At 70.6% G+C, this 13,081-nt stretch carries 11 protein-coding genes; 7 read left to right on the top strand and 4 right to left on the bottom strand.

From position 1 onward, the window contains the following. A partial coding sequence (locus C8E83_RS19115; protein ID WP_170160018.1) for a MarR family transcriptional regulator occupies positions 1–338 on the bottom strand: 338 nt, incomplete at its 3' end. Between the two features lie 80 nt (positions 339–418). On the opposite strand from C8E83_RS19115, the gene C8E83_RS19110 reads away from it, so the two are divergent. Next, a complete protein-coding gene (locus tag C8E83_RS19110) occupies positions 419–1,561 on the top strand; it encodes a YhgE/Pip domain-containing protein (RefSeq protein WP_121371649.1) in 1,143 nt (380 codons plus the stop codon). A gap of 6 nt (positions 1,562–1,567) precedes the next feature. On the opposite strand, the gene C8E83_RS19105 is transcribed toward C8E83_RS19110, so the two are convergent. Together C8E83_RS19105 and C8E83_RS19100 are read right to left on the bottom strand one after the other, a co-directional pair. After that, a complete protein-coding gene (locus tag C8E83_RS19105) occupies positions 1,568–3,730 on the bottom strand; it encodes a glycosyltransferase family 39 protein (protein ID WP_121371648.1) in 2,163 nt (720 codons plus the stop codon). Positions 3,731–3,873: 143 nt separating this feature from the next. Continuing rightward, entirely contained in the window at positions 3,874–5,361 is a 1,488-nt protein-coding gene (locus tag C8E83_RS19100) for an MDR family MFS transporter (protein WP_121371647.1), read from the bottom strand. A 132-nt stretch (positions 5,362–5,493) separates the two neighbouring features. On the opposite strand from C8E83_RS19100, the gene C8E83_RS19095 reads away from it, so the two are divergent. The 3 genes from C8E83_RS19095 (at position 5,494) to C8E83_RS19085 (ending at position 8,865) form a co-directional block, all read left to right on the top strand. Next, complete coding sequence (locus tag C8E83_RS19095) at positions 5,494–6,084, top strand: TetR/AcrR family transcriptional regulator (RefSeq protein ID WP_121371646.1); 591 nt, start codon at positions 5,494–5,496, stop codon at positions 6,082–6,084. A 308-nt stretch (positions 6,085–6,392) separates the two neighbouring features. Next, entirely contained in the window at positions 6,393–6,677 is a 285-nt protein-coding gene (locus C8E83_RS19090; protein ID WP_121371645.1) for a hypothetical protein, read from the top strand. 181 nt (positions 6,678–6,858) lie between these two features. Then, complete coding sequence (locus C8E83_RS19085; RefSeq protein WP_121371644.1) at positions 6,859–8,865, top strand: S53 family peptidase; 2,007 nt, start codon at positions 6,859–6,861, stop codon at positions 8,863–8,865. Here the strand turns inward: C8E83_RS19085 and C8E83_RS19080 are convergent. Next, on the bottom strand, positions 8,862–9,953 hold the full coding sequence (locus C8E83_RS19080; protein WP_121371643.1) for a LacI family DNA-binding transcriptional regulator: 1,092 nt from the start codon (positions 9,951–9,953) through the stop codon (positions 8,862–8,864). The two genes, C8E83_RS19085 and C8E83_RS19080, sit on opposite strands and share 4 nt — an antisense overlap. Before the next feature lie 166 nt (positions 9,954–10,119). Here C8E83_RS19080 and C8E83_RS19075 point away from each other — a divergent pair, with 166 nt between their 5' ends. Genes C8E83_RS19075 through C8E83_RS19065 form a run of 3 tightly spaced genes read left to right on the top strand, consistent with a single transcriptional unit; the run spans position 10,120 to position 13,075 of the window. Further along, positions 10,120–11,292, top strand: coding sequence for an extracellular solute-binding protein (locus tag C8E83_RS19075; RefSeq protein ID WP_121371642.1), 1,173 nt, complete (start codon positions 10,120–10,122; stop codon positions 11,290–11,292). Further along, positions 11,289–12,239 carry an ABC transporter permease gene (locus tag C8E83_RS19070; RefSeq protein ID WP_121371641.1) on the top strand — a complete coding sequence of 317 codons (951 nt, stop codon included), beginning with the start codon at positions 11,289–11,291 and terminating at the stop codon, positions 12,237–12,239. The genes C8E83_RS19075 and C8E83_RS19070 overlap by 4 nt, the downstream gene beginning before the upstream one ends. Next, the gene (locus tag C8E83_RS19065; protein WP_245981839.1) at positions 12,239–13,075 is read left to right on the top strand and encodes an ABC transporter permease; all 837 of its coding nucleotides are present in this window, start codon (positions 12,239–12,241) and stop codon (positions 13,073–13,075) included. Before C8E83_RS19070 ends, C8E83_RS19065 begins: the two co-directional genes overlap by 1 nt. Positions 13,076–13,081: the final 6 nt, after the last annotated feature.

Below are 13,081 nucleotides of genomic sequence, written 5' to 3'. Positions count from 1 at the left end.
CGGGCGGTTCTCTCGGCTCCTGCCCCCCTGGTCGCCTGAGCTGAGCCGGACTCGGCGCCCGACCCGACGTCGTCGCCGATCTCGACCAGGCCGAGCTCGAGGAGGTCGCCGACCTGACGCGAGATCGTCGAGCGGTTGAGGCGGAGGGCCTGCGCGATGTCGATCGAGCGGCAGGCGGGGGTCGAGGCGATGAAGGTGAGCAGCGTGTGCTGGACCACAGTGAGGGGCGCGGACGTGCGTCGGTTGCGGGCGACGGCGCGGCGCGAGATCGCCTCCATCTGGGCGTAGACGGCCTCCATGCGCTCGTCGCGCGTGCCGACGCCGGGTCGTTCCGTCACCTTCACGAGCCTACCGATCGGGTGTACGCTGGCTCTTTGTTGCATTATGCAACACTAACCCGCTTCGTCGAAGGAATGCCGTGTCGAGCCACCTGTCCACCCGTCCCACCCAGACCGTCGCGCTGCGCGCGCCGTCGCCGCACGACGACTCGCACAGCGCCCACCGGCTGGAGCCGTCGGAGCCACGTGGACCACGCATGTTCCTCGGCACGCCGGTCGCTGTCTTCAGGGCGTTCGGCGCGGCGATCCTGGTGCCGCTCTTCCTCGCGGTGGGGATGTCGCTGGCGTACCTCGGCGCCTTCCACCAGCCGACGCCGCACCACCTGCCGGTCGCGATCGTCGGCAACGAGCCCGCGACGCAGGTGTTCGCGCAGACGCTGTCCGACCGGGCTCCCGACGAACTCAGCGTGCGCACCGTCGCGACCGACGCCGAGGCCCGTCGGCTGATCGAGTCGCGCACGATCACGGCGGCCTACGAGCCGACGGCGACCTCGGCCACGCTGCTGGTCTCGACGGCCGCGAGCGACACGTCGGCGTCGGTCGCCCAGAAGATCTTCCTGCCGATCGCCTACCAGTCGAAGCTGCCCTTCACCGTCGTCGACGTGGTGCCCTCGGCCGAGCACGACTCGACCGGGCAGGGGCTGTTCTTCCTGCTCGTCGGCCTCAGCGTGGGCTCGTACGCCACGGCGGCCGCGGTCGCGGCCTTCGCCTCGCGTCTCGGCATCCGCTGGAGCCTGGTGACCTCGTTCGTCATGTCGGGCATCGTCTCCGGCATCGCCCTCACCGTCGCCGGCCCGATCTACCACGTGGTGGAGGGGCAGGTCTGGAGCATCTGGGCCGTCGGCTGGCTCTACTCGCTCGCGATCGTGCTGCTGGGCGTCGGGCTCCACCCGCTCCTGCGGCACTGGACGACCGCCGCGCTCACGATGCTCTTCGTCATGCTCAACTTCACCTCGTCGGGCGGTATCTTCGCGCCGGCGCTCATGCCGCGGTTCTTCGCCGGGCTGAACACCTTCTGGAACGGAGCCGCATGGCTCGATGCGGCTCAAACGCTGCAGTACTTCCCCGGGCACGCCTTCGGGTGGGACATCGTGCGCCTCGGCCTGTGGGCTGCGGCGGGCCTCGGCCTGGCGCTCATCACGCACCTGCTCTCGCGGCGCCGCGTGCGCCTCGCCAACGAGGCCGTCGCGACCCGCGAGGAGGAGGCGGTCGTCGCCGCGTAGAGGCACTCAGGACGTCGGGCTGCTGAGGTCGTAGACGGTGTAGCCGCCGACCGTCTTCGCCGTGTAGTGCGCCTCCACCCAGGCCGCGATCTTCGAGGCGGTCGACGTGCCTCCTGTGCCGCCGCCCATGCCGGAGCCGCTGACGATGTAGTAGCCGACGTCTCCGGCTTTCACGTAGGCCTCGAACTGCGACAGCGTCGGGGTCGGATCGTCGCTCCAGCCGCCGATGGCCATGATCGCGGTGCCGCTCGACAGCTCGAGGGTCGCCGCCGACTGGTCGTTGTTCACGGCGGCCGCCCACCGAGCGGTCGACTTCTTCAGCAGAGTGTCGAGCGCGGTTGAGGAGGACGAAGTGCTCCCGCCCGAGCCACTGGCCGGAGCCTCCGGGGCCGCGCCGTCGGAACCGGAAGGGGCCGCGTCATCGGAATCGGACGGGGCCGCGCCGTCGGAACCCGATGGAGCTGCGCCGGACGGCATCTCGCCCGAAGGCATCTCGCCCGAGGGCGCTTCGCCACTCGGGCGGGAGCCGGTCGAGCCGGCGCCGGACGTGTCGCCGGAGTCGGTGCTGCCTGCTCCTGCGCCCCCGAAGCCGCCCGCACCACCCGGGCCGCCGGCCCCTCCGCCGCCGCCGAACCCGCTCGACGACGTCGACCCGACGCTGGGGATGGAGCCCGAGTGGGCGACCGACGCGGTCGCGAGGGCGTAGGCGCCGGAGCCGCCGAGCGCGAACAGAGCGCCCGACAGCGCGGCGGCGAGGGTCACTCGTCGCCACGCGGCGATCGAGCCGACGACGAAGGCCAGCGCGGCCACGATCGACCCGGCGAGGAGCACCCAGCGCAGCCACGGCAGCCAGGACGCGTTCTCGCTCAACAGGCGGAACGACCACGCACCCGTCCCCGCCACCGCGACGGCGAGCCCGAGCCGCCCGAGCCACGACGAGCGCCGATGCCACAGGAGCACGCCGCCAGAGCCCACCAGGGCGGCGATCGCGGGCGCGAGGGCCACCGTGTAATACGGGTGGATCGTGCCGCTCGTGTAGCTGAACACCAGCCCGGTCACGACGAGCCAGGCGCCCTGCATCACGAATCCGGCGCGGACCAGGTCGACCCGCGACCGGCGCCCGGCCACGACGATGCCGAGCACCGTGAAGAGCAGCGCCGCGGGCAGCAGCCACGAGATCTCGAGGCCCATCTCGCTCGAGAACAGCCGGGTGAGGCCGGTCGAGCCGCCGAACGACGACCCGGCCGTGCCGCCCATCCCGCCGCCTCCGCCGTTGCCCGCACCCGATCCGAAGAACCGGCCGAGTCCGTTGTAGCCGAACGCGAGCTGCAGCACGGAGTTGTCCGTCGACCCGCCGATGTACGGCCGCGCGTCGGCCGGCCAGAGCGCGACGGTCGCGACCCACCAGCCCGCGCCGACGACCACGCCGGCCATAGCACCGAGCACGTGCAGGAGCCGCCGCCAGACGCCGGTGGGCGCCGCCAGCAGGTAGACCAGCGCGAAGGCGGGAGCGACCAGGAGCCCCTGCAGCATCTTGGTGAGGAACGCGAAGCCGAGCACGAGACCGGCTGCGGCGAGCCACTTCCAGCTCGCCCGGGGAAGGGCGCGCACGGTGAAGTACGCGGCGAGGCTCATCAGCATCACCAGCAGCGCGTCGGGGTTGTCGAAGCGGAACATGAGCGCCGCGGCCGGCGTGAACGCGAGCGCCGCGCCCGCGAGGAGCCCGCCGGCCGCGGCGAGGCGCGCACCGAGGATCGCGAGCGTGCGCCGCACGGTCGCGAAGACGATGAGGACGCTGGCCACCCCCTCGAGGGCCTGCGGAACGAGGAGGCTCCACGACGAGAAGCCGAAGATCCGCGCCGACAGGTCCATCACCCAGAGCGACGCCGGCGGCTTGTCGACGGTGATGAAGTTCGAGGAGTCGAGCGAGCCGAAGAACATCGCCTTCCAGCTCTTCGACCCGGCCTGCACTGCCGCCGCGTAGAAGCTGTTCGCGGTGCCGCTCGCGGACAGGTCGACGACGTAGAGCAGGGCGGTGACGACGAGCAGCGCCCAGAGCGAGGGGCGGACCCACTGCGGGTCGGTGCGGCGGCCGAGCACGACCCGGGCGACGGCCGATCGCTCGGTGCGCTCGACGTGCCCGCGGTACGGGCCGGCGTGTGCGGTCATGGAGTCCTCCTGAGAAGTGGACTCCGAGCCTCGCGCCCGACGCTATGCGGCCCCGATGACGCGACGATGCGGCTCCTGGAAGGTTCCCAGGAGGCGCATCGACGAGAGGTGGGCGCAGGAGCGCGCGGGCGACGTGCCTAGGGTCAGTGGCCCACGACCACCGCGGCGCCCTCCGGCACGACCGGCCTCCGGACGAAGAACGACGCGGCGACGGCGAAGAGCGAGATGATCGCACCCACGAGGAACGCCGTCTGAACACCCGACGCCGTGGAAGCTACGACGCTCGCGCCGCCCTTCGCGGCGGCCGCCGCCCCGGTCGACAGCAGCGTGACGAAGAGCGCCGTGCCGATGCCGCCGGCGACCTGCTGGACCGTGCCCAGGATCGCGGAGCCGTGCGAGTAGAGGTCGGGGCGCACCGAGCCGAGCGAGGCCGTGAACAGCGGGGTGAAGGTCAGCGCCAGGCCGATGCTCAGGAGCACGTGGACGAACGGGATCACGTAGGCCGGCGTGCCCTCGCGGAGCACCATCGCCATGATCCACAGCGCGCCGCTGGTGAGGATCGAGCCGGCGATCAGCGGCGGCGTCGGCCCCACCCGGTCGTACAGCCGCCCGACGAACGGGGCGAGGACGCCCATGACCACGCCGCCGGGCAGGAGCAGCAGACCGGTGTCGAGAGTGGACAGCCCGAGGACGCTCTGCATGTAGATCGGGAGGATGATCAGCGTGCCGAACAGCGCCAGCATGCTGATGGCCATCATGACGATCGACACGGTGAACGTGGACGACGTGAAGGTGCGCAGGTCGAGGAGCGCGACGCCGCGCGGAGCCAGCCGCAGCTGCCGCCAGACGAACAGGGCGAGCGCGACGACGCCGACGACCACGGGGACGATCGGCGGAACGGGCTGCGGCGTGCCCGAGGCCGCCTCGCCGACGCTGGAGAGCCCGTAGAGCAGGCCGGCGAACGCGAACGCCGAGAGGATGACGGAGACGACGTCGAGCCTGTGCTTCTGCACCTCGGTGACGTTCTTCATCTTGACGGTGCCGAGCACCAGCGCGGCGATCGCGATCGGCAGCACGAAGATGAACATGAAGCGCCAGCTGAAGGCCTGCAGGATCAGCCCCGAGATGGTCGGGCCGATCGCGGGCGCCACCGAGATGACGATCGAGATGTTGCCCATCACGCGACCGCGGTGCTCGGGCGCGACGAGCGTCATCGCCGTGGTCATGAGCAGCGGCATCATGATCGCCGTGCCGCAGGCCTGGACGATCCGGCCGGCCAGGAGCTCGGGGAACGCGGGCGAGACCACCGCGATGAGCGTGCCCGCGCTGAAGAACGACATCGCGGCGATGAAGACAGCGCGCGTCGTGAACCGCTGGAGCAGGAAGCCCGTGATCGGGATCACGACCGCCATGGTCAGCATGAAGCCGGTCGTCAGCCACTGCGCCGTCGCCGCCGTCACGTGGAGGTCGACGATGAGCCGCGGCAGCGCGACGCTCATGATCGTCTCGTTGAGGATGACGACGAACGCCGACACGAGCAGGAGGCCGATGACCAGGCGGTTGCGCCCGGCGTCGGCGTCGGGCGACGCGGCGGTGGTCGGAGAGTCGGTCGAGAGGGTGGTGTTCGTCACAGGAGTCCTGACAGTGATCGTGGCAGCGGTCTACAGCTCGAACGGGTCGTGACAATCAGTATTCCCCCGGCCACCGACATTCACCAGGGCTTCACCTTCGAGGGCAGGATCGGGCGCCTGTACATTCGACGGGTGACCAGTGACGCCCCCATCCGCCGCTATGCCAAGGGCGACGCGAAGCGCCGGGAGATCCTCGAGGCCGCCCTGCGCGTGATCGCCGAGCGCGGCTACCGCAACTCCTCGCTGCAGGAGATCGCGGATGCCGTCGGGCTCACCAAGGCGGGCGTGCTGCACTACTTCGACTCGCGCGAGGACCTCCTGAAAGAGGTGCTCCGCGAGCGCGACGCGGCCGACGCCGCCCACCTCCTCCCGCCCGGCGGCGACAGCCTCTCGCTGCTCACGGCGACCGTGCAGTACAACCAGACCGTTCCCGGCCTCGTGCAGCTGTACTCCCGCCTCGTCGTGGAGTCCGAGGCCGCGGAGCACCCGGGCCACGCCTACATCGGCGAGCGCTACGCCGACATCGTCGCGAACCTCGCGGACGCCGTCCGGCAGCGCCAGGGCGCCGGAGAGGTCCGCGGCGACATCGACCCGGAGGCGGCGGCGAGGCTCCTCGTGGCGATGAGCGACGGGCTCCAGCTGCAGTGGATGCACGACCCGGGTGTGGACATGAGCGCCGCGTTCGGCACGATGCTCTCGCTGCTGGCGACGCCGGGCTCCTGAGGCCCCCGATGTGGGGTGGCATTCCAGATTCGACACAGACGTTGCCGTGTGCTAGTCTCTTGGTTGGTGTTCTGACGCAGACTCTCTCCCTGCGCCGCGGCCATTCTGACCGCCACACCACGCTCGTCCGCCAGACGAGGGCCTCCTGCGGAGTCGATCACGACTCGCGGGGAACCCCGCGTCGCGCGCATTCCACCGAGCACCGGCAGGTCTTGCGAGACCGGCCCACAGCACGCCGACTTCCGGCGTGCGCGACAGCACACGCGCTCACGCGCCGGCCGTCGCCACCGACATCGAAAGACAGCACCATGACAACCATCAACCTCCTCCGCATCGAAGGCGCAGTCGCCTCGACGCCCGTCCTGACCCACGACAACCTCGTCGAGTTCGTCGTCGTCGACGACGCCGCCCGCGAGTTCGTCGTCCGGATCCCGCGCACCGACCTCGGCGCGCCGCTGCACATCGGCGAGCGCGTCAGCGCCGCAGGAGCCGAGGGCTGGGTGATCCCGGGCCGCACCTGGGTCGCCGAGCCGAGCCGCACGATCCTGCAGGCCTCCGACGTCCAGCCCTCGGGCTACGCCTTCGCGGCGTAATCCCGAGCGCCGCCGGACAACGCGGCACCCCTAGCAAAGCGCCCCTCGAAGGGCTCCCCCCAACCCGGGGAGGGCCCCTTCGGGGGGCGCTCGCATTGGGGCCTACTGGCCCCTGACGGCCCCGATTACGGTTCTCGGCGAGGGGATCCACCCCTGTAGTCCAGGGGAAGGGACCACATCCATGCACGTTCGTCGTTCGCTCAGATCGAGAAGCACGGCCAGGCGCACCGCCGCCGTCGTCGCGCTCGCCGCCCTCACCGCCGGAGGCCTCTCGGCCATCGGCGCCTCGAGCGCCCAGGCCTCGACTCTCACCGCCTACGCGAACGCCGTGCCCAGCTGGGCGACGAAGGCGAACCTGTCGCCGAAGACGTCGTCGAGCGCCTCCTCGACCGCCCGGGTCCAGGGCGAGGTCTTCCTCTCCCTGCAGGACCAGGCCGGCGCCGAGGCCTTCGCCGCGGCCGTGTCCGACCCGACGAGCTCGCAGTACCGCCAGTACCTCAGCCCCTCCGACTGGATCGCGAAGTACGCGCCGACCCAGGCGACCTTCAATTCCGAGCTCTCGATGCTGCAGAGCAAGGGCCTCACGGTCACCGGCTCCCCCGCTAGCCGCCAGTACATCGTCTTCACCGGCACCCAGGCGCAGGTGAACGCCGCCTTCGGCACCAAGCTCGAGACGTACTCGGTGGACGGCCAGGACGTCGTCGCCCCGTCGACGGCCCCGTCGATCCCGAGCACCTACGCCGCTCACATCTCCGGCATCAGCCTCAGCCAGAGTCGTCTGCTCACCCGCCCCAAGACCGCGACGCAGTCCGGCGGAGCCACGGGCACGACGGGACTCCAGAATCTGGCCGCGACCCTGAGCCAGCCCAAGGGCACCCCGCTGCTGTCGACCCCGTGCTCGGCCTACGCCGGCCAGAAGATGGTCAAGATCCCGACCGCCTACGGCTCGACCAGCGCGGGCACCGCGAACTGCGGCTACACGCCGACCCAGCTCCGCGCGATCACGAAGACGACGAAGACGAGCGGCACCGGTCAGACCGTCGCCATCATCGACGCCTACAGCGCCCCCAGCGTCCTCCGCGACGCCAACACGTACTCCGCCCTGAAGAAGGAGAACGGCTTCGCGGCCGGCCAGTACGTCGACCTCACGCCCTCGCGCAGCACCTTCACCTCGCAGACCGCCTGCGGCGGGGTCGGCGGCTGGCAGGTCGAGCAGACCCTCGACGTCGAGGCCGTGCACGCGGTCGCGCCGGGAGCCAACGTCGTCTACCAGGGAGCCACGGACTGCGGCGCCGGAATGGACCTCGCCCTCTCGAAGGTCCTCGACCAGGGCCTCGCGAACCTCGTGAGCAACAGCTACGGCGGTGTCGGCGAGCCGCTGCTGGACGACCCGATCATCCAGGGCGAGGAGAACCTGCAGCTCCAGGCGGCGGGCGAGGGCGTCGGCCTCTACTTCGCCTCGGGCGACAGCGGTGACGAGTCGATCAACCTCCGTGGCAAGATCTCGACCGACTTCCCGGCCTCGTCGCCGTGGGTGACCGCCGTCGGCGGCACCGCCGCGGCCGTCGTCAAGAACAACACCGTGGCGTGGGAGACCGGCTGGGGCGACTCGCTCGACCAGGTGATCGTCGGCCCGAGCAAGAACAAGAAGTACCGCTACGCCCTGCCCGGCGTCTTCACCGGCGGCGCCGGCGGCGGCACGAGCAACATCACCTCGCGCCCCGCCTACCAGGCGAGCGTCACCACCTCCACCCGCCGCCAGGTGCCCGACGTCTCGGCTCTCGCCGACCCGTACACCGGCTTCGCGATCGGCTACCACCCCCTCACCTCGAGCGTCACCTACGCGACCGGCTCGTGGAAGGGCGCCGTCGCCGGCGGCACCTCGCTGGCCACGCCGATCCTGGTCGCCCAGATGGCGGCGATCCAGCAGGCGACCGGAGCCCGGATCGGCTTCGCGAACCCGATCCTCTACTCGCTGCACTCGTCGTCGCCGTCGACCTTCACCGACGTTCTCGGCCGCGCCAAGCCGGCTCTCGCCGCCTACACCGCGAGCGACCGCAGCTACGTCGTCACCTTCGGCGCCGACTCGTCGCTCAAGGTGGGCACCGGCTACGACAACCAGACCGGTCTGGGCGATCTGAACCTGACGAACGTCTCGGGCTTCGCGACGCCGCCGTCGAACAACTAGCGCGAGCCCCGGGGCACGGGCCCCGAGGTCTCGCCGACACGGAGGGTCACCGGCAGCACCACGCTCGCCGGTGACCCTCCCGCGAGCAGCTCCCCCACCGCGAGGCCGGCACGCCGGCCGCGCTCGTGGAGGGGCTGCTCGATCGTCGTGAGGCGCTGCTCGAGCCAGGGCAGGTCGGCCCCGTCGAAGCCGGTGACCGTGAGGTCCTCGGGCACGCGCAGCCCCCGGGCGGCCGCGGCCCGCAGTGCCCCCGCCGCGAGCATGTCGTTCTGCGCCAGGATCGCCGTGGGCCGTCGACCCGACACCGGCTCGTCCAGCAGACGCCCCGCGGCCACCGCCCCGGCCTCGAGGTCGCGGCCTCCCGCCTCCACCCGCCGGGCGTCGGGGAACACCGACGCGGTCGCCCGCAGGCGCTCGCGGATCGTCCGGTTGCCGATCGCCTCGAGGCCCCGGGCGACGGGTTCCGGGGCGCCCGGGGGCACGTGCTCCCCGACGCGGGTGGTGCGCATGACCACTCCGACGTCGACGTGGCCCAGGGAGCGCACGTGGTGCGCCACCTCGGCCGTGCCGCGGGCGTCGTCGATGTCGATGAGGACGATGCCGTCGAGGTGGGGGCCCTCGATGCCGACCATCGGGATCCTGCGGGCCTTGAGACCTGCCAGCAGCGAGTCGAACTCCTCGCCGCGCGTGACGAAGACCACCGCGTCGACCGGCATGGTGTCGAGCGGCCGGCCCCGCCCGAGCGAGTCGGCCCGGCCCGGGAGCAGGAGCTGCCCCACGTCGAGCTCGTCGAGCACCTCGCTCAGGCCGTCCATCGTGGCGATCGTCACCGGCGACTGGAACGCGCGGCGGATGCTCTCGGCCACGACGACGCCCACGATGCCGGAGCGCCCGCTCTTGAGAGACCTGGCCGTCGGGTTCGGCCCGGCGTAGTCGAGCTCGGAGGCGGCGAGCAGGATCCGGCGACGCGTCTCGTCGGTGATCGACCCGGTGCTCCTGAACGCGAGCGACGCCGTCGACGTGGAGACGCCCGCGCGCTTGGCCACGTCGGCGATGGTCACTCCGCGTCGACGGCTTGTGGTGGTCATTCGGTCACAGTACTGAGGGAAGCGGCGTCCGAGGCCCGTGTTCGCGCCGATCTCACTCGATCGCAACGTTTCGTTCACGCGGAGGTCACGGCGCCTGCGCACACTCTCCTCGCACGCATCGAAACGATGCGATTCGCATTCCCCCGACCGAAGGACTCACATCCCCGTGACCAGACGCCGTACCTTCGTGGCCCTCGCGGCCGCAGCGACCGCCACGCTCGCCCTCGCCGGGTGCGCACCGACCACCTCCGCCTCCGTCGGAACCGCCGCCACCTCCCAGGCCGTCACCGGCACCAAGGGCACCGTCACCGTCTTCATCTCGGGTGACACCAACGTGCAGAGCCTCTGGGACGACGCGATCATCCCCGCCTTCGAGAAGGCGAACCCGGGCGCCACCGTCAAGACCCAGCTCGACCTCCACGGCGAGCACGACGCGCAGACCCTGGCCAAGCTCACCAGCGCGGTCAAGGCCGGCGACGACCCGGGCTACGACCTCATCGACGCCGGCTTCATCCAGGCCGCGGGATCGGCGAACCTCCTCGAGAACGTCTCGTCGACGAAGATCTCGAACCTCGCCACCGTCCCGGCCGCGACCGTGAAGGCCGGCGACGGCTACGGGATCCCCTACCGCGCCTCCTCCGTGCTCCTCGCCTACGACGCCGACAAGGTGAAGACCCCGCCGAAGACGCTCGACGCTCTCCTGAAGTGGATCAAGGCCAACCCCGGCCAGTTCGCCTACAACTCGCCGTCGACCGGCGGCTCCGGCGGCGCCTTCGTCACCACCGTGCTCGACAAGTACCTCTCGGAGTCGACCCGGAAGAAGATGGAGACGACGTACGACAAGGACGACGAGTCGCAGTGGGACAAGGGCTTCGACGAGCTCGCCTCGCTGAACAAGTCGATGTACCAGAACGGCGTCTACCCGAACGGCAACGACGCGGTGCTGCAGCTCCTGGGCACCGGCGGCATCGAGATGGCTCCGGTCTGGAGCGACCAGGTGATCACCGCGAAGAACAGCGGCACCCTCGGCTCGAACATCAAGTACACGCAGATCTCGAACCCGTCGTTCACCGGCAGCGCGTCGTACCTCGGCATCCCGAAGACGGCCGCCCACAAGGCCGTCGCCGAGAAGCTCGCGAACTTCGTGCTCTCGTCGAAGGGCCAGGCGCTGATCGCGAAGTCGATCGCCGGGTACCCGGTCATCTCGCTCGACAACGTGCCGGCCTCGACCCGCGCCCAGTTCGCCGCGGCGTCGCCCTCGACGCTGCGCCCGAGCTACTACAGCACCACCTCGGCCGACATGTCGAACCTCTGGAACTCCAAGGTCCCCGGCAAGTGACGGCCCTCCGATCCGGCAGCCCCGCCCGGATCGGCACCTCGCGGCGGGTCTCCACCGAGACCCGCCGCGCAGGCGTCGGATTCCTCATGGCGCTGCCGCCCATCGTCCTGCTGGCGGTCTTCGTCGGCTTCCCCGTGCTGCTCGCCATCGGCTTCACGTTCGGGTTCACCGGAGGCCTGAACTCGACGATCGCGGCGATCGGCACCGGCACCCGCACCGCCACCACCTGGTTCGGCACGGTCGCCGCCTACGGCGACGTCTTCTCGGACCCCCGCTTCTTCCGCGACCTCGGCGTGACCCTGGCCGTCACCGCGATCTCCACGGCGGTGACGCTCGTGGTCTCCGTCGCCCTCGCCCTGAACCTCCGCCTGCGCGGCGGACGCCTCGCGTCGGTGTTCGTCGGACTCGCCGTCGTGCCGATGTTCATCCCGGTCGTCATCGCGTCGTGGGCGATCCTGACCTTCTACGCGAGCGACGGGTTCCTGCGCACACTCCTGATCCACGTCGGCATCTCGGCGCCGATCTGGGGCTACACCACCACCGGCGTCGTCATCGGCTCGATCTGGACCTCGCTGCCGTTCGCCACCCTCATGGCGACCTCCGGCATCCAGGCGGTGCCCGACGCGATGATCGAGGCCGCCCGCGACGCCGGCGCCTCGACCCGCGCCGTGATCGCCCGAGTGCTGATCCCGATGGCGGGCACACCGCTCGTCATCGCCGGCACGTTCACGGCGATCGGCGTCATCGGCTCGTTCACCGTGCCGTACTTCATCGGGCCGAACGCGCCGAGCATGCTCGGCGTCGACATCTCCAGCTACTTCCAGTCGTACAACCGGCCGCAGGAGTCGGTGGTCATGGCGGTCATCGTGTTCCTCATGGCCTCCGGGATCGCCGTGTTCTACGTCTGGGCGAACTTCCGCACCGCCAAGAAGGAGGGGAGGGTGTGATGAGCGCGATGACACCTCCGCGGGCAGGCTCTCGGATCCTGCGCCGCATCGTCACCGCCGTGGTCTTCGCGATCGTGGCCGTCTTCATCCTGGGGCCGCTGGTGTGGCTCGCCGCGCACGCGTTCGCGGTGACCTGGAACTACCCGGCGCTCGCCCCGACCGGCTTCACGCTGCGCTGGTGGGGAGTCGTCTTCGACAACCCGTCGCTCGCGGCCGCCGTGAAGAACTCGCTCTGGTTCACGCCGATCGTCGTGATCTGCTCGATGGTGATCTGCCTGCCGGCGGCGTACGCGTTCTCGCGGTTCAGCTTCCCGGGTCGGCGGTTCTTCCTGATCGGGCTGTTCGCGACGAACGCGTTCCCGAAGATGGGGCTGTTCGTCTCGATGGCGTCGCTCTTCTACGGGCTGAACCTCATGAACTCGGTGCTCGGCATCGTGATCGTGCAGCTGATCGGGACGGTGGTCTTCATGACCTGGATCCCGGCGGCGGCGTTCTCGGCCGTGCCCCGGAACCTCGAGGAGGCGGCGCGCGACGCCGGCGCCTCGCGGCTCGGCACGTTCCTGCGGGTGACGCTGCCGATGGCGCTGCCCGGGATCCTCGTCGCCGTGCTCATGTCGTTCCTCGCCTCGTTCGACGAGGCGCAGGGCACCTACCTCGTGGGCGCGCCGACGTACCTGACCATGCCGACCGAGATGTACACGCTCGTGCTCAACTACCCCCGTCAGGTCGCGGCCGTGTTCGCGATCCTGCTCTCGATCCCCTCCGTCGTCCTGCTGCTCGTCGCCCGGAAGTACATCATGGGCGGGCGCCTGGCAGAGGGCTTCCAGATCCGATAGGCCCCT

Source organism: Frondihabitans australicus, from assembly GCF_003634555.1.
GTDB lineage: Bacteria > Actinomycetota > Actinomycetes > Actinomycetales > Microbacteriaceae > Frondihabitans > Frondihabitans australicus.
The sequence above is the reverse complement of the archived record's forward strand: the minus strand, read 5'-3'. Positions and strand labels throughout refer to the sequence as shown.